The following is a 22,901-nucleotide window of genomic DNA, read 5'->3' as shown; positions in this document are numbered from 1 at the left end:
GGGCGGGCCCGCGTCCGCGGTGGCTGACGCCGGTCACGCCCGCCGAAATGCGCCGCGGCGACGGCGACCTGTACGCGGACCTGATCGACGCGACGTGCCGGATCACGAAGGACTCCCTCGCCGGCGGCGTAGGCGAGCTGCTGCGGATGCGCCCCTGGCAGCGTCAGCTCCTGCGACGCGTGTGGGCCCGCCGCGCGGACGGGTACCTCAAGCACCGCACCGCGCTGGTCGGGATCCCGCGCAAGAACGGCAAGTCGGAGATCGGCGCGGGCCTGGCCGTCGGGAATCTGCTCCTCGGTCCGCTCGGTGGCGAGATCTACTCGTGCGCCGGCGACAAGGAGCAGGCGTCGATCATCTTCAAGACCGCGAAGCGGATGGTCGAGATGGACCCGCACCTGTCTGACGTCATCAAGGTCTACTCGAAGGTGCTCGAGGTGCCCGCGACGGGCACGGTCTACAAGGCGGTCTCGGCCGAGGCGTACACCAAGGAGGGGCTCAACCCCTCGCTCGTGCTGTTCGACGAGCTCCACGTCCAGCCGAACCGCGAGCTGTGGAACGTCATGCAGCTCGCCCAGGGCGCCCGGCCCGAGCCGCTCATGGTCGCGATCACCACCGCGGGGGTGCGCACCGACCGCACCGGCCTGGACTCGATCTGCTACGCGCTGTACCAGCACGGCGTCGAGGTCGCGCAGAAGATCATCGACGACCCCACGTTCTTCATGGCGTGGTGGGAGCCGCGCGCTGGGGTCCAGGCGCCGCACGACTCGCCCGCGACGTGGCGTGAGTCCAACCCCGCCTACGGTGACCTCGTCGCGGAGGCTGACTTCCTGTCGGTCGTGCGCCGCACGCAGGAGAACGAGTTCCGGATCAAGCGCACGAACCAGTGGGTGGCCTCCGGCAAGGTCTGGCTCCCGCACGGCGCGTGGGAGTCGATCTCCGACCGCGACCGGTACCCGGGCGGGCCGCCCGACGGCACCCGCGTCGTGATTGGGTTTGACGGGTCCAAGACCGGGGACACGACGGCGCTGATCGGTGTGACGGTCGAGGAGCGGCCGCACATCTTCGTGGTCGGGATCTGGGAGCGCGACCCGTTCGACCCGGCGTGGCGCATCCCGCGCGCCGAGGTGAAGAACGCGGTCCGTGAGGCAAACACCCGCTGGGACGTCGTCGAGTCGCCGTGGGACGAGTTCCTGTGGCAGGACGCCGCAACGGAGCTCGCCGAGGAGGGCGTTCCCGTCGAGGGGTACCCCCAGACCCCGGAGCGCATGGGCAAGGCGACACAGAAGTTCTACGAGCACGTCGTCTCGAAGCTCGCCACGCACGACGGCGACCCGGTCCTGGCCCGGCACATCCGCGACGCGACCCCGAAGCCGACGTCGCAGGGCTTCGCCCGCATCGTCAAGGAGAACCCCGACTCCCCGCGTCGCATCGACGGCGCGGTGACGGCCATCTTCACGCTCGATCGGGCCCTGTGGTGGGCCTCGCAGAAGCCGGACGACGGCCCGAACATCTGGTGAAGGGGGACCCGTGGCGGTAGCGCTCTTCCTCGTCGGCCTGGCCGCGATCGTGCTGGGCATCGGCGGCCTCGCCGGCATCTGGTGGGCGCTGCTCACGCTCGGGGTCGTGCTCGTCGCGCTCGCCGTGCTCACCGAGGTCGGCGGCCGCGGCGACAAGGCGCCGGAGACGAAGGGCGCGAAGCCGTGAGGGCCCTGTCGGCGCTCGCGAGCATGGCCGCCCGCGGGTTCTCGCTCGAGGACCCGTCCCAGCCGCTGACCGGCGGCGCGCTGCTGTCCCAGCTGGACGACCCGACGCAGCTGTGGGGCGGGGAGCGCATCGCGGACCCGATGCGGATCGGCGCTGCGCTGCGCTGCGTGCAGATCCTGTCCTCGGGAGTTGCCGGGTGCCCGCTGCAGGTTCGCGACCGGGCGACCTCGCAGCAGATCGTGGTCCCGGCCCTCGCGAAGCGGCGAGCGGGCACCACGCCGTTCGAGATGTGGGAGACGGTCGTCGCGCACATCGCCCTGTGGGGCAACGCGTTCCTGCGCAAGATCTACACCGCCGACGGGCGTCTGATCGACCTGCAGCCGATCCACCCCGCCCGCGTCACGATCCACGTCGAGGACGGCACCGACCTCGGCCTGCTCTACACCAAGGCGTTCGTCGTCGACGGCCGCCGCGACGACCCGCTCACCGAGCACGACGTCCTGCACATCCCGAACCTGTCCCTGGACGGGGTCCAGGGCATGTCCGTGATCGGGAACATGCGCCGCACGTTTGGCCTGGCGACCGAGGCCGAGAAGCTCGCAGCACGCCTGTACGAGAAGGGCTTCCTCACCTCGGGGTTCATCACCACCGCGGACTCGCTCGACAACGAGAAGGCCACGATCCTCAAGGACCGGTGGCGCGCGAAGCTCGCCGGCACGGACAACGCCTACGAGGTCGCGATCCTCGACAAGGGCGCCAAGTGGGAACAGCTCACGATGAACCCCGTCGACGCGCAGTTCCTCGAGACCCGCAAGTTCCAGACGACCGAGATCGCCCGGATCTTCGGCGTGCCCGGCTGGATCATCAACGACCAGGAGAAGTCCACGGCCTGGGGCTCGGGCATGGAGCAGCAGTTCATCGCGTTCGTCGTCATCACGCTCAAGCCGTACTTCAACCGCATCGAGCAGCGCGTCGCCCGCGAGGTCATCGACCCCGAGGTGCAGAAGGCCGAGTTCAAGGTCGAGGGCCTTCTGCGCGGCGACTCGCGCGCTCGGGCCGCGTTCTACGCCTCCGGCATCCAGCACGGCTGGCTCACGCCGAACGAGCCCCGCGAGCTCGAGGACCTCCCGCCCGTGCCGTGGGGCGACGAGCCCTACCGCCCGTACAACGAGCCCGCGAACGCGAACGCGCGCGCCGGCGACGACGACCAGCCAGGAGGCGACGATGACGACGACGCTGACGCGTGAGACCGCACGCGCCGCGGGGGCGAGCACCCTGCTCGAGCGGCGCACGCGGGCGCTCGCGGACACCGACGCACGCCTCGTGCGTGCCGAATCCGACGACGAGCCGCGCCGGTTCACCGGGCACGCCGCGGTGTTCAACTCGCGGACCGCGATCGGGAACCCGCTCAAGTGGGGGTTCTACGAGGAGATCGCGACTGGCGCGTTCGACAAGACCCTCGCCGAGGGCGACGCCCGGTTCCTCGTCGACCACGACACGCGCCTGCTCGTCGCCCGGGTCTCGGCCGGAGACCTGCGCCTTTCCACGGACTCCGTCGGGCTCGCGGTCGACTCCGACCTCGACGACGAGCTGTCCTACGTCCGCGACCTGACCCGCAACCTCGAGAAGCGCCGCATCACGGGCATGAGCTTCGGGTTCTACGTCGTGCGCGACGAGTGGACCGAGGTCGAGGTCGAGGTGACCGAGCCCGACGGCAAGACGACGACCGAGACGGCCTACCTGCGCACGATCACCGAGGTGCGATTGCTCGAGGTGTCCGCGGTGACGTTCCCCGCCTACGAGGACACCGACGCCGGTCTTCGCAAGATGGCCGACGAGGTCCGCGCCGCGCGCGGGCTGCCCACCAACTCTCCTCCCGCCTCGGAGGAGGCCCGTCCCGCGCCGGCCGACGCCACCCGGGACACCACCAGCGACCCCGCGCCGGCTGAGACCACCCGGGGCTTCGAGAGGCAGGACGAGCGTGCCCGCGCGCTCGCGATCCGCTACCGGCTCCCGCAGCGGTAGCAGCCCCACCCCACACTCACCGGCCGCATGCGGCCCAGCCCGGAAGGAACCACCATGACGGACAACGCCCGCCTGCGTCGGCTGCGCGAGGAGCGCGCGAACGCCTGGTCGCAGGCCCAGGACATCCAGGCGCGCCGTGAGCGCGCCGGGTACGAGCCGACCGACGAGGACGGCGAGACGTACACCCGCTCCCTCGACGACGTCGAGCGTCTCGGACGCGAGATCGAGGAGGAGGAGCGCACCGAGCGCATCCGGGCCGTCATGGACGCGCCCGCGCCGTCCGCCCGCTCGACGAACCCGATCTCGGGCGCGGGCGAGCCCGACGACATCTCGGACGAGTACCGCACCGCGTTCGACCACTACCTGCGCGACGGCATGTCGGGCATCGCGCCGGACGAGCAGAAGCTGCTCCGTCAGGGCTTCGTCCCCACCAGCGAGGGCCGCGCGCAGGCGGCGGGCACCCCGGCGGCTGGCGGCTACACCGTCCCGCAGGAGTTCCTCGCGCGGATGATCGAGACGCTCAAGGCGTTCGGCGGCATCCTGTCCGTGGTCGACGTGATCAACACCGCCACGGGCGCCGAGATCGTCTGGCCGACGAACAACGACACGGGGAACGTCGGCGCGATCCTCGCGGAGAACACCGCCGTCACCGAGCAGGACCTCACGTTCGACCAGGGCCAGCTCGGCGCGTACATGTACACCTCGAAGCTGGTGCGGGTCTCGATCCAGCTCCTGCAGGACTCCGCGTTCAACCTGAACGCGTGGCTCCCGGTCAAGCTCGGCGAGCGCATCGGCCGCGCCGGGGCCGCGCACTTCGCCACCGGCACCGGCACCGGCCAGCCCCAGGGCCTGGTCACCGGGCTCACGCAGGGTGTCGAGTCCGCCACTGCGGGCAAGGTCGGCTACGACGACCTCGTCGACCTCGAGCACACCGTCGACCCCGCCTACCGGCAGAGCCCGACCGTCCGGTACGCCCTGTCCGACAGCGCGCTGCGCGAGCTGCGCAAGATCAAGGACACCCAGGGCCGCCCGCTCTGGGTCCCGGCGATCGCGGGCGGCGTGCCGTCCACGATCAACGGCTACGCCTACACGATCGACAACTCGCTCCCGGTCTTCGCCGCGGACGCGAAGCCGATCGTGTTCGGCGACCTCAAGGCCGCCTACGTCGCCCGCATCGTGAACGGCGCCCAGACGCTGCGTCTCGCGGAGCGCTACGCCGAGTTCCTGCAGGTCGGGTTCCTCGGCTTCCAGCGCCTGGACGGCATCGTCCAGGACACCTCCGCGGCCGCCGTCCTCACGGTCCAGGGCGCGTGACCATTCGCGGGGGCGGGGTGAGCCCCGCCCCCGCCCCCGCGAGCTCCACCCAGCACCACCACCACGCACGAGGAAGGACCCCGTCATGACCGGAACGAAGCGCACCACCGCCGCGAAGGCGCCCCAGACGCCGGAGGACGCCGCCACGGCGCCCGCCACGCCCGAGGACACCGCCCCGGTGGTGCAGACCCCGGAGGCCGCGCGCGACGTCGTCGCGGTCCCGTCGCTGCGCGCCGACGGTACGCCCGACCAGACGGCCGGGTACGTCGCGCTCGTCGCCGACGTCGACGCGACCGCCGACGGTAAGGGCGAGTAGTCCCATGCCCGAGTCCCCGAGCGGCCCGTTCGTCACGCTCTCCGAGTTCGCGAACCACATCAACGCGCCGTCCTACGCGACGGACGACAAGTGGAAGACGAAGCTGCAGGAGACCCTCGACGCCGCGCTCGAGAGCGTCGAGGAGAAGGTCGGGCCGCTCGGGGACGCCACGCGCACCGAGCGCGTCTACGCGACGGGCCGCTCCCTCGTGCTCGGCGCGACGCACCTCGAGTCGGTCACCGCCGTCGTCGACCCACACGGCAGCACGGTGACGATCAACGAGAACACCGACGTCAACCACCTGTCGGGCATCGTCGAGATCCCGCGCGCGACGAAGGGCTCGTGGCACGTCACGTACCGCACCGTGCAGGACAAGGCGTCGCTGCGCATGGCCGTGAAGATCATCGGCGAGCACCTGTGGGAGACCCAGCGCGGATCCCGCGAGGGACCCCGCGGCGCGATGATGGGCCAGGCAGCGTCCGACGGCGACGGCCACCTGCGCGGGTTCGCGATCCCGCGCCGCGCTGCCCAGCTCATCGAGCCGTTCGCGAAGCTCCCCGGGATCGCCTGATGCTGCCCGCCACGACCCGCGTCCCCGAGGCGATCGACGCCCTGGTCGAGCTCCTGGCCGACGTCACCGGGATCCAGGTCACCGACGGCGCATACATCGGCGAGCTCGCCGACGAAGCGATGTGCGTCGGCCTCACCGAGGGACCCGACCGCCCCGGCTACACCGTCGGCGTGCGCCGTCAGGAAGGCCTCGGCCGACCTCGGCTGCGCGAGGAGATCACCGTGCGGTGCCTCCTGTCGCTCGTCACCGGGGAGAACGACGTCAAGCCGCTGCGTGACCGCGCCGGGACCCTGCTCGGCAAGATCTCCGAGGCGCTCGCGGACGACGCGCGCCGCCCCGGCGTGTGGGACCGCGCGCTGCTCGGGGCGGACCTCGAGTGGATCCCGGTCCTGTCCCCGAAGGGCGCGACCCTCGCGGTCCTGTTCGAGATCGACGGCACGAGCCTGCTGTGAGCCAGGACGCCAGCGCCTACGGCACCGGCATCGACTACGCCGACGTCCGGCTGCTGCACAAGCAGATCACGCAGATCCCCAAGGAGTTCCAGCGTCAGGCCCGCCCGCTACTGCGCACCGCGGGCCAGCAGATCCTGCGCGACGCGGCGATGCGCGCCTCGTCCTGGTCCTCACGGATCCCGCACTCCCTGTCGCTCGTCGTGTCATTCGCCGAGCGGCGACCCGGGGTCCGGATCCGCGCCTCGCTCGCCGTCGCGCCGCACGCCCGCGTCTACGAGGGGATGCTCGACAACTCGTTCCGCCACCCCGTGTTCGGCGGCGACTACTGGGTCGACCAGCGCGCCCGCCCGTACCTCCTGCCCGCCGTCCGGATGGGGCAGCACTACGTGATCGAGGCGGCCGTCGAGGCCGTCAACGAGGCCGCGCGCCGCGCGGGCCTCGCCTGACCGGTCCCAACACCGAACCGAGGAGAGCGCCATGCGCAAGCCCGCGAAGATCCACCACCCCGGCCTCGAGCAGGAGGTCACCGTCGACGAGCGCGCCGTCCCGATCTGGGAGCGCTCCGGCTGGAAGCCCGGCCCGCTCCCCGAGCCCGGCGCCGACCAGCCGACCAGCGACGGCGAGCCGGGCGAGGAGCCCGCGCCCGACGAACCGCCCGCGGAGACCGCCCCGAAGGCGGCCCGGGCGGGCAAGCCCAAGACCCCGGCGGCCCCGCCGGCCACCCCGGACGCCTAGGCCGCGGGCCACGTCCTCCCACCGAGAAGCAAGGAGCTGAACATGGTTGCGCTGCCCGCCACCGACCGGTTCTTCCAGCCGGAGATCTCGAAGGTGCTGTTCGCCCTCGCGATCGCCAACCCTGCCGCGATCACCCGCGCCGAGATCACCGCTGCGACGGACCTCACGAACGAGATCGCGGACATGTCCGGCTGGAACGTCGCGTCCAGCCAGATCAACACCCCCGACCTCGGGAACCGGTTCGTCTCGACGATCACCGGCCGCACCCAGGCCGACAACTCGACGCTCACCGTCTACGCCGACCTCACCGGCGACGACGCCCGCAAGGTCCTGCCGCGCGGCACGAAGGGCTTCCTGATCTTCGCCGACGGCGGGGACGTCGAGGACCAGCCCTGCGACATCTTCCCGATCGAGGTCGCCTCGGTCGGCAAGGTCCGCTCCACGGGCGACCAGGCGTTCCAGCTGACGATCGGCTTCGCGATCAAGAAGCCGCCGTTCGAGGACGTCCCCCTCCCGGCCGCCGCATGAGCCTGCGCGACCGGCTCGCCGCGAAGCGACGCCGCACCCTCGTCGTCCCCGTCCAGGTCGAGGACGACACGACCCAGCGGGCCGACGCCGAGTCCGCGCGGCGCGCCCTGCTCGTCGCGTCGCTCGGCGAGGACACCACCCCCGAGGTCAAGCAGGCCGCGCAGGACGCCGTGGACGCCGCCGAGGCGGCGCTCGCGGCGACCCGCGAGGACGTCGTCTTCCAGGCCCTGGCCCCCGACGACGCCGAGCGAATCATGTCCGAGCACACCGGAGAGGACGGCAGGGTCGTCGAGTCGACGATCCTGCCCGTCCTCGCCGCCGCGTGCGCGGCCGATCCCGACCTGCAGGACGAGTCGTGGTGGTCCGAGCAGCTCGACGGCGGGTCCTGGGCCCTCGGCGAGCGCGACGGCCTGTACCGCGACCTGCTCGACCTCAACCTCTCCCGACCCCGGCCCGGCACCCCAAAAGGCTGAGCCAGGACGGTCTCCTCGCGGCCCGCATGGCCTACTGCGGGCCGCGAGGAATCCCCCTCACCACCTTCCTCGCCTGGGACGAGACCGACCAGGACGCCGCTCTGGCCTGGCAGAGCTACGAGGCCCGCCGCTGCCGCTCATGCGGTCACCACCCCGACGAGCCACCTCGTCACCCCCACATCGACGTGTGCTCCGACTGCGTCCAGCTCGAACGCGCACGCAACACCGACGACGCGAAGGTCCCCGGCGCGCACGTCCACCTCGCCGCCGGCACCGCGAAGACGTGCCCCCGCTGCCAAGCCGAGATCGAGGCCAACAGACCAAGGGGGTGAGACACCGTGTCGACCAACCCCCGCGACGTCAACGTCAACGTCTCGATGAACCCGAAGACCTACGTCGACGGCGCTGACAAGGTCTCCCTCGCGACCAAGCGCATGCTGCGCGAGCAGGAGGCCGCCGACCGCAAGTTCCGCGCCCTCGCCACGGCGCAGGGCTCTGCCCAGCGCGAGGACGAGGCCCGCCAGCAGGCGCTCGCGGACGCGGTCGCGAAGGCGGAGCGGGAGAAGCAGGACGCCTACGACGCGACGGGCAAGGTCCTTCTCGCCGGGTCCGCGGCGATCGTGACCGGTCTCGGGTTCGCCGCGAAGGCCGCCTCGGACTGGGAGTCTGCGTGGGCGGGGGTCGTGAAGACGACCGACGCGACCGAGGAGCAGCTGCCCGCGCTCGAGCAGGGTCTGCGCGACCTCACGAAGGTCCTGCCCGCCTCGCACGCCGAGATCGCGGCCGTCGCCGAGGCGGCCGGGCAGCTCGGCGTCAAGAGCGCCGATGTCGTCGGGTTCACGAAGGTCATGATCGACCTCGGCGAGGCGACGAACCTCACCAGCGACGAGGCCGCGACCGCGCTCGCGCAGCTGATGAACATCATGCAGACCGCGCCCGCGGACGTGTCCCGGCTCGGCGCGACGCTCGTCGCCCTCGGCAACAACGGCGCGTCCACCGAGCGCGACATCATGAACCTCGGCCTGCGCCTGGCCGGCGCCTCCCGGGTCGCGCGGATCTCCGAAGCCGACATGCTCGCGATCGCGAACGCCATGTCGTCCGTCGGGATCGAGGCCGAGGCCGGCGGCACCGCCATGTCGATGGTCATCACGAAGCTCGCGAACACCGTGCGCGCCGGAGGGCGCGACCTCGAAGCGTTCGCGTCCGTGTCCGGCATGACCGCCGAGCAGTTCGCCGCCGCCTGGCGCGAACGGCCCGCCGTCGCGCTCGACGCGTTCACCACCGGCCTCGGTCGCATGAATGACTCCGGCGGCGACGTATTCGGCACCCTCACCGACCTGGGCTTCACCGGCGAACGGATCCGCGACACCCTGCTGCGCCTCGCCGGGTCCGGCGACCTGCTCACCGAGAGCCTCGACATCGCGAACACTGCGTGGGAGGAGAACAACGCCCTCGTCGAGGAGGCCGGGAAGCGGTACGCCACGACCCAGTCGCGCGTGTCGATCGCGAAGAACCAGCTCAGCGAGGTCGGGATCGAGCTCGGCGAAGTCCTGCTGCCCGCCCTCGCGAACACCGCCGACGCCGTCGCCGATCTCCTCGGCTGGTTCGCGGCCCTGCCCCAGCCCGTCAAGGACAGCGTCACGATCCTCGGCGGCGTCGCCGCGGCCGCGGGCGTCGCCGGGGCCGCGTTCCTCATGCTGCCCCCGCGCATCGCCGCCGCCCGCGCCTCCCTCGCAGTCCTCAACCGCGAGCTGCCCCGCACCACGACCACCCTCGGACGCGTCTCCAAGGCCGCAGGCATCGCCGGTGCAGCCCTGGCCGCGCTCGCCATCGTCAGCGCCGCGACCACGAAGGACGTCTCCCTCGGCGCCGCCGAGATGGAAGAGCGCGTCCGCGGCCTCGCCTCGTCCAAGGACGTCGTCGGCGACCTCTTCGGCGACCTCGTCCCCAAGGACTCCGACCTGCAGCGCGGCAAGGACTTCGCCGCGTTCCTGCACGACATGGCCGAGCCCGGCGCATGGAAGTCGCTCGGCGCGAGCATCAGCGACGCCGGCGTCACCGTCACCCGGTTCTTCGGCGACGACACCGCGAAGTGGGGCGAGCTCAAGACCCGGCTCGACGAAGTCGGAGACTCGATCGCTTCCCTCGCGACCAGCGGCGACCTCACCACCGCGCAGAAGTCGTTCAAGGCGCTCGCGGACGAGGCGGGCGGGACCGAGGAAGCGACGTCGGACCTGCTCAAGACGATGCCCGCCTACCGTGACGCGCTCATCGCGCAGGCGTCCGCGGCGAAGCTCTCGATGGACGAGACGACGCTGCTCAAGCTCGCGACGGGCGACCTCGTGCTCACCCAGCAGGAGGTCGAGGCCGCGGTGGCCGCGGCGGACGAGCAGATGGCGACCCACGCCGCGACGCTCGGCATGACGAAGGAGGCCTACGAGGAGCTCCTCAAGGCCGTCCAGGCCCAGCGCGACGCGTGGTCGGAAGCAGCAGCCGGGTTCGTCGACATCAACGGCACCTACACGTCGATGCTCGAGGACCGCAAGGCCGCCGACGAAGAGGCCGCGCGCAAGACCGCAGAGGCACGCGGCGAGGAGGGCGACGCCTGGAAGAACTACGTCACCGACGTCAAGGTCAACCTCGACGAGTACCTCGCCGAGCTGCAGCGCCAGGCCGAGGCGCAGGCCGCGTGGAAGAGCAACATGCTCTCCCTCGTCGGGCAGGTCAGCGACGGCACGCTGGACTACCTCGCGCGGCTCGGGCCGGAGGGTGCACCGCTCGTGCAGGCACTCGTCGACGGATCGGTCGAGCAGCTCCAGGAGTTCGATCGCCTCGGGACCCTCGCGATGGCGGACGCGCACACCAACTGGGTACTCGAAGCCGAGAAGGCCAGGCCACTCCTCGAGCGGGTCATGGCCGACCACGGCGAGGCCGCCGCCGAGTCGCTGAAAGCGGCGCTCGCGGCTGGAGAGACGACGGTTGCGGACGCTGCAGCGCGGCTCGGGTATGCGCTCGAGGAGAACGTCCCCGGCGAGTACGACATCACCGTCGCGCTCGACGGGTCGGACGCCGCGGCGCAGCTGCAGACGCTGCTCGCGGAGATCGACTCCTCGGACGGCATGGTCACGATCTACGCGGACGACCAGGAGTCGATGCGGACGCTCGATGACGTCACCGCGCAGATCAACGAGGCCGACGGCACCGTCACTATCTTCGGGAACGACGGCAAGGCGATCACGACCCTCAAGGACTACAAGTCCACGGTCGACGCCTCGTCGGGAACGGTCGTGATCCGCGGGAACGACGCGTCCGGTCGGGCGACGACGGTCACGCTCACGAACTGGGTTGACGGCCAGGGCGCGGCGATCGACGTCGGCGCGGACACGTCGTCCGCCCGGTCGACGGTCACCGCGTTCGTGCAGGAGTTCAACGGCCGCCGCATCCCGATCTACTTCGACGCGAAGCAGGGCACGCAGATCAACCAGGTCGGGTACAACTCGATGGCCCAGGCCAACGGTGGTGTCGTCGACTACTTCGCGAACGGGTCGGAGAACCATGTCGCGCAGATTGCGCCGGCCGGGTCGTGGCGGGTCTGGGGAGAGCCGGAGACCGGGGGCGAGGCGTACATCCCGCTGTCCCCGTTCAAGCGCACGCGCTCGGAGGAGATCTTCGCCGAGGTCGCGAACCGGTTCGGGTACGACATCGCGAAGCGGAACCAGAACCCTTCCGCACCGGCGGCTCAGTACGCCGCCAGCCCTGCGCAGTGGGCGCCGCCCCCGCAGGCCGCGGTCGCCGTCACCGCGACGGCGCAGTTCACCGACGCTCAGGTCGCTGTCCTGGCCGCGGCGTTCGCGCGGGGCGCTGGCGCCATGATCGGGGCGAACGGCGCTGCGCAGGATCGTGCGGCCGAGTACACCGGGGAGTGGTGAGCATGCCGACGTCTCCGGACGGGATCCTTGAGGCCGCGTTCGACGCTGGGCAGAACCTCGTGCGGCTCACGGTCGATGGCGGGATGTGGCCGGACCCGGTGTCCTGGCTGCTGATCACGCGCGCGTCGGCGGGCGTGGCGACCGAGCCCGTGCGCACGGCGAACACCGTGCGCGCGGCCGGCGGGTGGTGGCTCGGCGTGGACGACGCGGCGCCGATGGACACCTCGTGCACGTACACGGTCACGGGGTACAGCGAGGGCGGCGAGATCGTCGCGACCGCGTCGGTCGTCGTCGAGACAGTCGGCGCGCTGTGGGGCCTGTGGCTAAAGGCGCCCGGGCGCCCCCAGCTCACGTGCCGCGCCGTGTTCCGCGGCGTCGGGGACCGTTCGTCCCCGACGCAGGGCGGCGTGTACCAGGTGCCCGGCGGCGGATCGGTGCCCCAGTGGTCGGGTGTCGACACCGACCAGCTGACGATCGAGGTCGCGACGGAGTCCGCCGCGGAGACGGCCCGGCTCGACGCGCTCCTGCGCGCGGAGCGGGTTCTGCTCATCCAGTCCGGGCAGCCGGAAGAAATCCCGTCGGGCTACTACTACGTCGCGGTGAAGTCCCGCTCCAACCCGGCCCAGCTCCGCAGCGACGAAGAGCCCTACCGCGTCACTGACCTCGCGCTCACCGCGACGTCCGCGCCGGCGGGAGAGGGGCAGGGGTACACGGGCACGACCTACGAGACGGTGCGCCAGACCTACGCGACCTACGCCGACGTGCTGGCGGGCAACGCGACGTACTTCGACGTGCAGCAGGGGGTGTGACGTGTGGGCGGTCTCTGACGCGTACCGCAGCGCGGTGCCCCGCCCGCACCAGAAGATCTTCCGCGCGACCGTCACCAAGGGCGGCGTGCCGCTGTACGGGGGTCGTGCGCTGCCCGTGACGGGCGGGAGCATCACGGTGTCCTCGCGGTCGCACGTGCGCCGCACCTGCGACCTAACGATCGCGCCCCGTCTGCCTGGTGCACTGTTCCGCGACGAGCCGGCGCTCCCGGTCACCCGGACCGGGGTCGAGCCGCTGGGGACAGACGGGCAGGAGATCACGGTCCGCTCCGGGCTCGTGTACGCCGGCGGCAGGACGGAGTGGGTTCCGCTCGGGGTGTTCCGCGTCGACGAAGCGGCCGGGTCGCTCCTGAGCCGCACGGGGGTGCGGGTCTCGGGTGTCTCCCGGGAGGCGTGGGTGATCGACGACCGTTTCGCGGCGCCGCGAACGCTGGCCGGGCCGTCGGCGGTCGCGATCATCCGGGACCTGATCCTGGAGTCGTTCTCCGCGGCGGAGGTCGCGGTCACCACGCGCCAGGACCGGCGGGTGGGTCCGACCGTGGTGGAGCGCGACCGGTGGGACGAGGGTGTGGCGCGCCTGGCCGAGTCGATCGGGTGCGTCGCCTACGCCGACCCGACGGGCCGCTTCGTGATCGCCGACGCCCCCACCCTCGCGAGCTCGCCGGTGTGGCGGTTCCAGGCGGGGCCCGGTGGGGTGCTGCTGGACGCGGCCGGGCGCCGCACCCGCGACCCCGTGTCGAACAGGTTCGTGGTCACGGGCAGCACGCCCGCGGGCGCGGACGCCCCGGTGCGCGGCGTCGCGACGGACACGTCCCCGACGTCGCCGACGCGGTTCGGGGACCCGTCCACGGGGGCGTGGGGCCGCAAGACGCGGTTCATGGCGATCCCGTCCCTGACGTCGTCGAGGCAGTGTCAGCGGGTCGCGTGGGCGCAGCTCGCGAAGGTCGTCGGCGCGGGCACGACGCTGGACCTGACGTCGGTGCCGCTGGACGCGCTCGAGGGCGGGGACGTGGTCGACGTCGTGACGGACCACGAGCGGGTCGTCCAGACGATCAGCCGGCACGTGGTCGACGACCTCACGATCCCGCTCGTCGCTGGCGGGACCTTCCGCGCCTCGACGCGCGACCTCGGGGAGGTGGCATGACGTCCCCCGCCGCGGTGCGCCGCATGATCGACGCCCACCGGAACCCGCTACCCCGGATCGGGGTCGTGACCGCGATCGCGTCGACGACCGTCACGGTGACGTTCGCGGACGGGTCCACGACCCCGACCTTGCAGTACGCGACCGCCTACGTCCCGGCGGTCGGGGACCAGGTGCTGGTCATCCCGACGACGTCGGCGTGGGTCGTGCAGGGCAAGGTCTCCGCGGCCCCGACACTGGTGGCCGACGAGGAGATCGTCGTCGCGTCGACGTCGGGCTGGTTCCTCGACCGCCGCGTGAACTTCGGTCCGTTGCCGCGCGACTGGACCCGGTACGACAACCCGGGCCCGCTCACAGGCTGGGCGCAGGGTCGTCAGATCCTGCCGATCGGTGCCGTCGGGGAGACCGTCGCTCAGCAGATGGTCGACCGCGCCACGATCGGGTACTACGGGTCGCTCGCCGCGCGGGTGCCGTCCGGGTCGACGATCACCGGGGTGTCGGCCCTGTGGCGCCGCGTCGGCACCGGAGCGCCCGAGCCCGCGCTCGTCTCGCCCGTGCTGTACGGGCACGCCTACACCCCAGGGTCCCCGCCCCCGGCCGCCGCCCCGTCCTTCCCGGGCGGGTTCGGCCCGTACCGGTTCCCGCCCGTCGCGATGGGCGAGACGGCCCGCCTCGCGCTGCCCTCCAGCCTCGTCACGGCCTGGCTCGCCGGGACCGTGACCGGCCTCGCGATCTGGTCCGACCAGACCGCGGACGCGCTCAACGTCGACGCCCGGCCCGCCGACGTCGCCATCACCTATACCCCACCCGCCTAGGAGGCCGCGTGGACGACATCGCAGGGGGCGGCGAGCTCGTGCTCGCCGATGACGTATCACCGGTCCCGGTACCGCAGGAGCCGATCCCCGTGGACCCCAGCACCCCGCCCTCGGACGTGATCCGTGCCCTCGGATACGACCCCGACGAGATCCAGTCCGTGGTGATCACCGCGACGCACGTCGTCGCGGTCGCCGCGGACTACCCCGAGCCGCAGACCCTCGAGGAGGCCTGACATGCCCGCGCCCGACACGATCCAGGGCATCGACCTGCCGACCTACGACGACCCGCCCGCGATCCCGGACGACGTCGCCCTGATCTGGTACGCCATGATCAGCCGCGGCGTGCCGCGCTTCTCCAACACCGCCGCGCGCGACGCGGCGTACCCGTCGCCGACGACCGGCCAACTCGCGTGGGTCAACGGTCTCGGCCTGACCCTCTTCGCCGGGACGCTGCCGTGGCGGGTGCTCTACGCGGTCGACGCGCCCACCGCGAGGTTCGAGCGCGCCAGCGCGTCCGACCAGTCGTTCTCCGCGACCGGCGACACCGTCCTCGTGTCCGGCACCGCCAACCTGCCGCCCGGCCGGTACCGCGTCGAGGGCGCCGCGATCCTGTACGCCGCGACCGCGATCCCCGGACGCATCTTCATCACCGTCGGCAGCTCCACGGTCCGCTTCCGGTACGACGTCGCCGGCGGCTCCCTCGCCTCCGGCGTCCCGGCGTGGCTCATCACCGACCACCCCGGCGGCCCCATGACGATCGCCCTCGGCTACGCCAAGTCCTCGGCGACCAACCCGCTCACCGTCACCGGCGCGGGCTCGGGGATCACGTTCGTCCAGGCCGAGCGAGTCGGCCCGTGAGCCACGCCCGCGCCCTGTGGGGCAAGGTGCAGGAGCCGAAGGTCGTGACCTGCCTGCACTGGGTCGCCTACCTCGTCGCTCTCGGCGTCGGGATCTCCGCGCTCGTCGACCCGCCGTCGTCGGTGGCCGGCGAGCTCGGCCCGCTCCTCACGACGATCTGGGCTGCCTTCTTCATCCTCGGCGGCGCGCTCGGCGTGTTCGCGACCTTGCCCGGGATCTGGTGGCTCGAACGGGCCGCGGTCATCGCCTGCGGCACCGGGCTCACGGTCTGGGTCATGGTCACCGTCGTTCTCGAGCTCACGATCCCCGACGGCAACCGGTGGCCCCAAGCCGGCGCGCTGACAATCCTCGCGCTGCTCCTCGCCGTGCGCTGGTTCCGGATCCGCCGCTACGCCTACGACCCCGAACCACCCGTCACCCGCCGGCACGACTGAGAGGCGGGGCCTTGATCGACCTCACCACCGCCCAGGCCTGGGCCGCGCTCATCGTCGCAGTCGGCGGCGGCGCACTCGTCCCCACCATCACCAAGGGCCTGACGGCGTGGCTGTCGGGCGCGGCCTCGCGCGAGCGGGGCCGCAACGCAGGCCTCGTGCGCCAACGCGACGACGCCTACGCCCGGCTGCGCACCGCAGAGACCGAGCGCGATGACGCCTACCGGCAACGCCGCCTCTACGCCGAGCACTCCTCCGCACTGCGCGGCTGGCTCCTCGAGCTCGGCGTCCCACGCGAAGAGCTCGACCGCCGCGCCCCCTGGCCCCGCGCCTAGCACCCTCACCACCAGCTCGACGGCCCGGACCGGCCTACTCCCCGGCCCGGGCCGTCGCCATGCCCCGAAGGAGGACCACCGTGAGCACCGACCCCAGCACCGAGCGCGACGACCTCGACTGGTCGCGCGAGCGGGACGGGCGCATGCGCGACGCCGCGACCGCGGACGACGCCGTGCCGACCCGCCCCTACGACCCCGACCAGGACGACGACTGATGCCCCGCATCACCCGCCTCCCCGCGGCGCTCGCTGCCCGCGGGCTGACCGTCGAGCTCGTCGACGGGTGGCAGACCCGCGGCAGCGCGGACTTCGACCCCGAGGGCGCGGTCTGCCACTGGACCGCCGGTGCCCGCACCGGGGACCGGCCCTCGCTCAAGGTCGTGCGCGACGGCCGCGCGGGCCTGCCCGGCCCGCTCGCGAACGTGTTCCTCGCCCGCTCCGGCGTCGCCGTCGTGGTGGCCGCGGGGCGCGCGAACCACGCCGGCGAGGGCGGCTGGCGCGGCCTGACCGGGAACCACTCCGTGTGGGGCACCGAGGCCGAGTCCGCCGGGGACGGCGACTGGACCGACGCCCAGCGGTGGGCCTACCCGCGCATCAACGCCGCGTTCTGCGACCTGTCCGGCTTCGGCCCCGACATGGTGTGCGGCCACTCCGAGTGGGCCCCCGACCGAAAGATCGACATCCGCGACTGGGACATGGCGCGCATGCGTCGCGAGGTCGCGGCCGTACTCCGAGGAGACGACATGGCCCTGACCAACACCGACCTCAACGCGTTCCTGAACGCACGGTTCGACATCACCCAGAACGGCAAGACGCGCAGCGTCACCATCCGCGACGCCCTCGCCGCCGTGTTCTTCTACGGCGACCGCGTCGTCGCCGACGTCGCGGCCGTCCCCGGAGACGTGTGGGACCACCGGCTCCCGCACACCCTCGCCAAGGACACCGCGGGCCAGCCCCAGCAGATCACGGCCGGCGACTTCCAGCGGTACGAGCCCGCCGAGCACGCTGCGACCCGCATCGCGATCGAGAAGGCCGTCACCGAAGCCGTCTCGAAGATCCCCGGCACCGACCCCGACGTCGTGCGCCAGCTCGTCGCCGAGGGCGTCGCCGACGGCATCGCGTCCATCGAGACCACCGTCACCGTCAAGAAGGGCTGACCCACCGTGACCACCACGTCCACCCAGCAGACCTACCCCGCGCGCGCCTCGTGGCGCACCGCGGTGCAGAACGCCCTGTCCGTCGTGCTCGTGCTCGGGGTCGTCGCCCCGATCGTCGCGGCGATCCTGTCCGACGAGCTCGGGGAGTACCTGCCCGACCGGTGGCTCGCGTGGGTCGTGGCCGCGGGCGCGGTCCTCGCGGCCGTCTCGGCGGCGCTGGCCCGGATCATGGCGATCCCCGCCGTCGACGCCTGGCTTCGCCACCTCGGCCTCTCCTCGACCCCGAAGGTCGTCGAGCCCGACGACGACGGTGTCCACGACATCACGTCCATCGTCGACACGTCCGCCCCCGCCGGCTACGAAGTGCCCGAGGTGAGCGCTGCCAAGGACGAGGTCGCCGAGGCCATCCGTGACCTGCTCGAGTACCACGACGTCGACATCGAGACCGCCTACGGAACGAGCGCGGGCCCGATCAGCGCAGCCGACAAGATCGTCGAGCACCTCCTCAAGCTCGGCTGGCGCCCGACCTCCTGACCGGTCCTGCCAGGCGAACGCGCCCCCGTCCTCCTCCGGGAGGGCGGGGGCGCTTCGTCGTCTGCCCTGAGTGTTTCACCCGGTGCAAGCTCGGGCTCTGCACGGCGCGTCGGCAATAATGCGGCGCATGTACATGCGCACGGGGGACGGGCGATGACGCTCTACGGGTTCCGCCTACACACGATCGAGCTGACCGAGGGCCGGTCGCGAACGAAGCTGGCGATCACCTCGGAGGGGCTGGATCGCTTCCTCCCCGAGGGGGTCTCGTCACCACAGGCGCTGGTCGCGGCCCGGCTTCGCGCGATGCAGGGCACGATGTTCATCCGGGATGCGACGTACAAGGCGATCGGCGAGCCGGTTCGGGATGCTGCGGACTGGCCGGAGCGGACACCGTGCCTCCGGATCGACAGCGTCGCCGAGGAAGCGAACCGCATCGAGGTGGGTGTCACCTACGGCCGGAAGGGCGCGTACCCGACGGCGATGCGGTTCCAGGGCGGAGAGGACATCTCGCTCGACGACGCTGCCGCCGCACGTGGGTACCGTGTCCTGCTGTACTTCCCTCGCGCCGGGGACCGTGCCGTCATGGTCTCTGAGGTTGTCGGACGCACGCACGTCGGGCAGGCGCTCATGCAGCGGCTCTCGGTCGAGAACGCTGCAGCAGCCGCGCTGACGAAGGGTGATGGGGAGACGGTGGACCCGTGGCTCCGGTTCGTGCCCCGCGGCATGTTCGACGAGTCCCGGATCGCTGAGGTCCTCGAAGAGGGCGCGATTGAAGGGCTGACCCTGAAGCGCCACGCGGCGCAGAGCTCGGGCGTTCGTCGTACCAAGGATCTCGTGCTCACCCAGAACGGGCTGCCGGAGTCCAAGCGCGGCCAGGCGAAGAAGCTCGTCGCGAAGTGGGTCAAGAAGTCGCTCGGCATCGCCGACCTGTCGGCCGATGAGCGCAGCGTCGGCGCGCTCCTCGAGTTCGTCGATGTCGACGACGGCGCCGTCGCGGACATCGGCTTCACCGACGGCTCGTTCCGCTTCAGCGAGCACGGCAAGTCCCAGAGCCTCGGCCCGACGAACCTCGAGAAGATCCTGATGTACCCGACCGGCGACCAGCGCCTCTCCACGCCAGATCTCCACGGCTTCGCGGTCAAGCGCCTCCGCCCCCTGACGGAGAGTCTGACCCTCCCGATAGAGTTCGTGTGACAGATGGAGGTGGTGGAACGTGCTCGACCGACTGCTGCCAGGCGACATCTTCAGGGCCCACTGGAAGGCGCTGAGCGACTACACGTCACGCAAGCCCGTCCCCGACAAGGCCACGAGGGCGGTCGTCGTCGCCCTACCGGTCGGCGCGTTCGTGGCGTCGCTGGTCTTCGACTTCACCTTGCAGATCCCTGAGGGTGTTCTCGCCGCACTTGCCCTGCTCGCAGGGGGCTTCCTGACGGCCTTCACCCATCTCTCGCCGGTTCGGGTCCACCTCGCGGAGCGTGAGGACACGTGGGGGGATGCTGAGCGGTTCGACCGAGACGCCATCGACGAGACGTCTGCACACCTGTTGGCCGGTGCCTACGTCGCGGGCATCGCGACCGTCGCGCTCGTGCTCGGCATGAACTTCGGCGCGGGTGAGGAAGAGAACACGATCGTCGGGTTCTGGGCCGCGCTCTCGGCCGGGCTGATGACCTACGTCGTGCTGATCTTCCTGATCACGCTGCCGCGCCTGTACCAGGCCTACGCGAAGTATGCGAAGGTCCGCGCAGCCCTCGACGGGACACACCGCAGCAAGCTCTAGGACGGTTTGAGGCCTACGGCCCCCGCTCCTCCCACGTGGGAGGGGCGGGGGCGCTTCGTCGTGCGCGGAGGGGGTCCGGCTCGTTCGGTCCGCCTAGGCTCTCGCTCATGGAGACCTACGTGTACTCGACGATCCCTGATGACCGTGCCGACATGGACGGGGTCGTCAACCTTGAGACCGACTCCGACGAGTCGGCGGTGCTGCTCCTGGGAGCGCACATCAAGGCGGGCAACGCGTCGCCGCGCGGGCCCTTCACGCTCGTGCAGGGTAAGCGCGTCGTCCGGCGCTTCGAGGGGCCGGCGGACCCCGGTCTCGCGGTGCTCTAGTTCGAACGCGCGTTCGAACCGGTGCGACACTGGGCACGTGGAAGAGGTCCGGTGGCCCGGCTGGGTCGAGCTCGGACGGGGCCGGTGGCTCAAGGTGCCACCGCGACGGTGTCCGGCGTGCGCGTCCGCGTGGGGCGTCGTCCGGGACCGTCCGGGCGAGAGGTTCGTCCGGTGCGGGTGCGGACAGCCGTTCTGGCACACGCTCTGGGAGTGTCCGGTGTGCGGGGCGATCGCCGCGGAGGGGTGCGCCGACGTCGGCCGGTGGCAGTCCCACACGACGCCCGTCGGCGCGGAGCCCTCGCGGCGATGGTCCGTCCGTCCGCGGACGGGCGGCTAGGGTGCGGGGCATGAGGCCCTCCCGTGCGCGCGCCGTCCTCCTCGTCCTTGCCTCAGCGGTTGTGCTGTCGTCGTGTTCGTCGGTGGTCACCGTCGAGGAAGAGCCGCCCGCGACGGAGACGTCAACCGACGACGTCTCCATCGAGGAGCTTCAGACTGCTCTTGGCTGCACCGAGGGCGACGACGACCCGTCCACCCCGTCGGAGCACGCAGGCGCGGACGTTTACCAGTGCACCCCGGACACGTCCGTCGTGACGTTCGACTCCGAGGGTGCCAAGGTGCTCTACGTCGATTCGGTCTCATCGGCGATCGCGGAGCGCGGGACAGGAGATCGTCAGGTTGTCGGCGACGGGCTCTGGTCCGTCTGGGGCGACAGCAACGACGTCATCGCCGCAGCGATCGACCTCGGCGGGGAACTAACCGACTAGACCGCGAGCAGGACGGCGCCCGTGTCCGGTGTCCGGGTGTCCGCCCGTCGTGCGCGAGCCTCGGTGACGACGGAGCAAACGACCGTCCGGCCGAGGCCGAGCTTGTCGGCGATCGCGCGCCCTGACATGTCCGTCGTCAGGGCGAGACGGACGATCTCCTCGCGGTGTTCGGCCACGCGTCCGCGCGCCGCCGTCCGCGTCCGTGCGCCGTCCGGGTGTCCGCTGTCCGTCCGGGAGTCCGCCGCCTCGGTGTCCACGGCATGCAGCTCGGGCGCGCGCTTGACGACGAGCGCGACAGGCGCGAGGTCGCTGACGACGGCGGGAGCGTCCGCCTGTCCGGCGCTCGCTGCGGCCGTCTTGGTGTCCGCGTCCGTCTGCGCGCGGGTGGCCGGTCGGGCGATCATGCGGTCGGCGATCTCGTGGCAGCCGAGGAGGGAGCCGATCGGGAAGAGTCCGGCGAGTACCGCGCCGACGAAGCCCTCCCACCCGCCGGGGCCCGCGGACCACGCGTGCGCCGCGTTCGCGGACGCCGAGACGGCCGTCCAGAGCGCCACCCACGTCCAGGGCCGGACGGTGCTCTCGTGCCGCGCACGGGCTGCCAGGGCGCTGTAGGTGTAGACGAGGATCGCGCCGTCGATGAACGCCGGCACGAGGGGAGCGAGCTCGCGCGGGACGGCGGCCCAGGGTGCGAGGGCGGACAGCCCGGCGAAGGACAGCGTGAAGCTGATCGCGACGAGCGCGGACGTGGCGAGCATCGCGAGGATGAGCGCGCCGCGGGTGTCGGGGTTGATCCGGGCGGACGTCGTCGGGCGGGGCGTGGTGGTCATGGCGGTGGTCCTCTCGTGCGTGGTGGTGGTCAGCGGGCGGTGCGGGCCGCGGCGATCGCGGCGCGGACGTCGGCGATGGTCTCGGCCTGCGGGGGAGCGGCGGTGTGGGCGGCGTCGTCTTCGGCGAACAGGTCGCGGGTGGTGGTCGTCGGGCGGTCGATCGTCCGGGCTGCGGGTGGGGGTGTCGGGCCGGTCTGTGCGAGGGCGGTGAGGCGGTAGCGCAGCAGGCCGGGCCCGCGGGCGCCGGTCCAGTCCTGGGCGGCGAGCTCGCGGGCGACGTCGTCGGGCGTCCACCCGGCGGCGCGCAGCTCACGGCCGTGCTTGCGTGCCGCCGTGGCCGCCAGGCCGCGGGCGAGGGGGTGAGTGCGGATCTCCTCCACCACCCCGTCGAGCAGCGCGTCCCGCTCGCCGGCGACGTCCTCGACGACGGCGAGCGACCTGGTGGGGGGATGGGGCAGGGGATAGGACAGGGGATCCGGCACGCCTCGCGACACCCTTTCGTCGCGAGGCGACCCGAGTTCGTCGCGAGCCGACACCTGTCGCGGCGCTCGCGGCTCGTGCTCCTGGTGCTCGACGACGTCGACGTCGTCGACCTGGTCGTCGTGCTCGAGCTCGGCGACGGCGCCGGGCACGGTGAGCGCGTAGCGGGTCGTGGCGCCGCGCACGCCCGCCGAGGTGAGGGTGAGCCACCCGGCGTCGCGCAGGCGCCGCACGGCGGCCGTCGTGGCGGTCCTGCCAAGGCTCGTGCGGGCCTGGAGGCGCTCGGACGCGACCCACACCCGCAGCGGGCCGTTGGATGCGTGGTCGGCGTAGGCGAGCGCGACCAGCTTGTCTGTCGCGCCGAGGCTGGAGGTCCACACAGCGTCGCGCCACGCGTTCACATGGCGGCGTGCGGGCGACGTTGCGTCGCCCGTCGGGTGGGGGAGGTCACTGCTAGCGTGTGCAAGAGCCATCTCGGAATGTCCGTTCCTTGGTGGTCAGGCCCCGATCGGTGTTCGCGCACCGGCCGGGGCCGTTCTTCTGTTGTCACTCGGTCATTTGCCCTCTTCTGAACCGTCGTGTT

Annotated in this window: 29 protein-coding genes; 27 read left to right on the top strand and 2 right to left on the bottom strand. The window is 71.9% G+C overall.

The genetic code is table 11. From position 1 onward, the window contains the following. Positions 1 to 47 precede the first annotated feature (47 nt). From ACFVN3_RS20025 to ACFVN3_RS19895, 27 genes are all read left to right on the top strand, one after another. Complete coding sequence (locus ACFVN3_RS20025) at positions 48 to 1,517, top strand: terminase large subunit domain-containing protein (protein ID WP_378234723.1); 1,470 nt, start codon at positions 48 to 50, stop codon at positions 1,515 to 1,517. A gap of 10 nt (positions 1,518 to 1,527) precedes the next feature. Beyond that, complete coding sequence (locus ACFVN3_RS20020) at positions 1,528 to 1,704, top strand: hypothetical protein (protein WP_378234722.1); 177 nt, start codon at positions 1,528 to 1,530, stop codon at positions 1,702 to 1,704. Beyond that, on the top strand, positions 1,701 to 2,951 hold the full coding sequence (locus ACFVN3_RS20015; protein WP_378234721.1) for a phage portal protein: 1,251 nt from the start codon (positions 1,701 to 1,703) through the stop codon (positions 2,949 to 2,951). The genes ACFVN3_RS20020 and ACFVN3_RS20015 overlap by 4 nt, the downstream gene beginning before the upstream one ends. Then, the gene (locus ACFVN3_RS20010) at positions 2,929 to 3,729 is read left to right on the top strand and encodes an HK97 family phage prohead protease (protein WP_378234720.1); all 801 of its coding nucleotides are present in this window, start codon (positions 2,929 to 2,931) and stop codon (positions 3,727 to 3,729) included. The genes ACFVN3_RS20015 and ACFVN3_RS20010 overlap by 23 nt, the downstream gene beginning before the upstream one ends. Before the next feature lie 54 nt (positions 3,730 to 3,783). Then, complete coding sequence (locus ACFVN3_RS20005) at positions 3,784 to 5,043, top strand: phage major capsid protein (protein ID WP_378234718.1); 1,260 nt, start codon at positions 3,784 to 3,786, stop codon at positions 5,041 to 5,043. Positions 5,044 to 5,128: 85 nt separating this feature from the next. Continuing rightward, the gene (locus tag ACFVN3_RS20000) at positions 5,129 to 5,359 is read left to right on the top strand and encodes a hypothetical protein (RefSeq protein ID WP_378234717.1); all 231 of its coding nucleotides are present in this window, start codon (positions 5,129 to 5,131) and stop codon (positions 5,357 to 5,359) included. Positions 5,360 to 5,363: 4 nt separating this feature from the next. Then, a complete protein-coding gene (locus ACFVN3_RS19995; protein WP_378234716.1) occupies positions 5,364 to 5,930 on the top strand; it encodes a hypothetical protein in 567 nt (188 codons plus the stop codon). Beyond that, the gene (locus ACFVN3_RS19990) at positions 5,930 to 6,382 is read left to right on the top strand and encodes a hypothetical protein (RefSeq protein ID WP_378234715.1); all 453 of its coding nucleotides are present in this window, start codon (positions 5,930 to 5,932) and stop codon (positions 6,380 to 6,382) included. The genes ACFVN3_RS19995 and ACFVN3_RS19990 overlap by 1 nt, the downstream gene beginning before the upstream one ends. Next, positions 6,379 to 6,828, top strand: coding sequence for a hypothetical protein (locus ACFVN3_RS19985; RefSeq protein ID WP_378234714.1), 450 nt, complete (start codon positions 6,379 to 6,381; stop codon positions 6,826 to 6,828). Before ACFVN3_RS19990 ends, ACFVN3_RS19985 begins: the two co-directional genes overlap by 4 nt. 31 nt (positions 6,829 to 6,859) lie before the next feature. Further along, complete coding sequence (locus ACFVN3_RS19980) at positions 6,860 to 7,117, top strand: hypothetical protein (protein ID WP_378234712.1); 258 nt, start codon at positions 6,860 to 6,862, stop codon at positions 7,115 to 7,117. A gap of 42 nt (positions 7,118 to 7,159) precedes the next feature. After that, entirely contained in the window at positions 7,160 to 7,645 is a 486-nt protein-coding gene (locus ACFVN3_RS19975; RefSeq protein ID WP_378234711.1) for a hypothetical protein, read from the top strand. Then, positions 7,642 to 8,118: a hypothetical protein gene (locus ACFVN3_RS19970; RefSeq protein ID WP_378234710.1), complete on the top strand. Its 477-nt coding sequence runs from the start codon at positions 7,642 to 7,644 to the stop codon at positions 8,116 to 8,118. Before ACFVN3_RS19975 ends, ACFVN3_RS19970 begins: the two co-directional genes overlap by 4 nt. Positions 8,119 to 8,456: 338 nt before the next feature. Next, complete coding sequence (locus ACFVN3_RS19965; protein ID WP_378234709.1) at positions 8,457 to 12,047, top strand: phage tail tape measure protein; 3,591 nt, start codon at positions 8,457 to 8,459, stop codon at positions 12,045 to 12,047. Between the two features lie 2 nt (positions 12,048 to 12,049). Beyond that, positions 12,050 to 12,856 carry a hypothetical protein gene (locus ACFVN3_RS19960; RefSeq protein ID WP_378234708.1) on the top strand — a complete coding sequence of 269 codons (807 nt, stop codon included), beginning with the start codon at positions 12,050 to 12,052 and terminating at the stop codon, positions 12,854 to 12,856. Positions 12,857 to 12,890: 34 nt separating this feature from the next. Beyond that, positions 12,891 to 14,018, top strand: a complete 1,128-nt coding sequence (locus tag ACFVN3_RS19955) for a DUF5047 domain-containing protein (protein WP_378234707.1) — start codon at positions 12,891 to 12,893, stop codon at positions 14,016 to 14,018. Further along, complete coding sequence (locus ACFVN3_RS19950; protein ID WP_378234706.1) at positions 14,015 to 14,830, top strand: hypothetical protein; 816 nt, start codon at positions 14,015 to 14,017, stop codon at positions 14,828 to 14,830. The genes ACFVN3_RS19955 and ACFVN3_RS19950 overlap by 4 nt, the downstream gene beginning before the upstream one ends. 8 nt (positions 14,831 to 14,838) lie before the next feature. Beyond that, positions 14,839 to 15,063, top strand: coding sequence for a hypothetical protein (locus ACFVN3_RS19945; protein WP_378234705.1), 225 nt, complete (start codon positions 14,839 to 14,841; stop codon positions 15,061 to 15,063). A 1-nt stretch (position 15,064) separates the two neighbouring features. Next, positions 15,065 to 15,688: a hypothetical protein gene (locus ACFVN3_RS19940; RefSeq protein WP_378234704.1), complete on the top strand. Its 624-nt coding sequence runs from the start codon at positions 15,065 to 15,067 to the stop codon at positions 15,686 to 15,688. Beyond that, positions 15,685 to 16,122 carry a hypothetical protein gene (locus tag ACFVN3_RS19935; protein ID WP_378234703.1) on the top strand — a complete coding sequence of 146 codons (438 nt, stop codon included), beginning with the start codon at positions 15,685 to 15,687 and terminating at the stop codon, positions 16,120 to 16,122. The genes ACFVN3_RS19940 and ACFVN3_RS19935 overlap by 4 nt, the downstream gene beginning before the upstream one ends. An 11-nt stretch (positions 16,123 to 16,133) precedes the next feature. Next, complete coding sequence (locus ACFVN3_RS19930; protein ID WP_378234702.1) at positions 16,134 to 16,454, top strand: hypothetical protein; 321 nt, start codon at positions 16,134 to 16,136, stop codon at positions 16,452 to 16,454. Positions 16,455 to 16,534: 80 nt separating this feature from the next. Further along, positions 16,535 to 16,669: a hypothetical protein gene (locus ACFVN3_RS19925; RefSeq protein ID WP_275892131.1), complete on the top strand. Its 135-nt coding sequence runs from the start codon at positions 16,535 to 16,537 to the stop codon at positions 16,667 to 16,669. Beyond that, a complete protein-coding gene (locus ACFVN3_RS19920; RefSeq protein WP_378234701.1) occupies positions 16,669 to 17,610 on the top strand; it encodes an N-acetylmuramoyl-L-alanine amidase in 942 nt (313 codons plus the stop codon). The genes ACFVN3_RS19925 and ACFVN3_RS19920 overlap by 1 nt, the downstream gene beginning before the upstream one ends. Positions 17,611 to 17,616: 6 nt before the next feature. Then, complete coding sequence (locus tag ACFVN3_RS19915; protein ID WP_378234700.1) at positions 17,617 to 18,144, top strand: hypothetical protein; 528 nt, start codon at positions 17,617 to 17,619, stop codon at positions 18,142 to 18,144. A gap of 153 nt (positions 18,145 to 18,297) precedes the next feature. Continuing rightward, positions 18,298 to 19,338: a hypothetical protein gene (locus tag ACFVN3_RS19910; RefSeq protein ID WP_378234699.1), complete on the top strand. Its 1,041-nt coding sequence runs from the start codon at positions 18,298 to 18,300 to the stop codon at positions 19,336 to 19,338. Between the two features lie 19 nt (positions 19,339 to 19,357). Further along, positions 19,358 to 19,921: a hypothetical protein gene (locus tag ACFVN3_RS19905; protein ID WP_378234698.1), complete on the top strand. Its 564-nt coding sequence runs from the start codon at positions 19,358 to 19,360 to the stop codon at positions 19,919 to 19,921. 107 nt (positions 19,922 to 20,028) lie between these two features. Further along, on the top strand, positions 20,029 to 20,247 hold the full coding sequence (locus ACFVN3_RS19900) for a hypothetical protein (RefSeq protein WP_378234697.1): 219 nt from the start codon (positions 20,029 to 20,031) through the stop codon (positions 20,245 to 20,247). 347 nt (positions 20,248 to 20,594) lie between these two features. Then, entirely contained in the window at positions 20,595 to 21,011 is a 417-nt protein-coding gene (locus tag ACFVN3_RS19895; protein ID WP_378234696.1) for a hypothetical protein, read from the top strand. On the opposite strand, the gene ACFVN3_RS19890 is transcribed toward ACFVN3_RS19895, so the two are convergent. Together ACFVN3_RS19890 and ACFVN3_RS19885 are read right to left on the bottom strand one after the other, a co-directional pair. Further along, positions 21,008 to 21,838, bottom strand: coding sequence for a DUF2637 domain-containing protein (locus tag ACFVN3_RS19890; RefSeq protein WP_378234695.1), 831 nt, complete (start codon positions 21,836 to 21,838; stop codon positions 21,008 to 21,010). The two genes, ACFVN3_RS19895 and ACFVN3_RS19890, sit on opposite strands and share 4 nt — an antisense overlap. Positions 21,839 to 21,867: 29 nt before the next feature. Further along, a complete protein-coding gene (locus tag ACFVN3_RS19885; protein WP_378234694.1) occupies positions 21,868 to 22,698 on the bottom strand; it encodes a hypothetical protein in 831 nt (276 codons plus the stop codon). Positions 22,699 to 22,901 lie beyond the last annotated feature (203 nt).

Origin of the sequence: Cellulosimicrobium sp. NPDC057862 (assembly GCF_042797035.1) — a bacterium.
Classification (GTDB): Bacteria; Actinomycetota; Actinomycetes; order Actinomycetales; family Cellulomonadaceae; genus Cellulosimicrobium.
The sequence above is the reverse complement of the archived record's forward strand: the minus strand, read 5'-3'. Positions and strand labels throughout refer to the sequence as shown.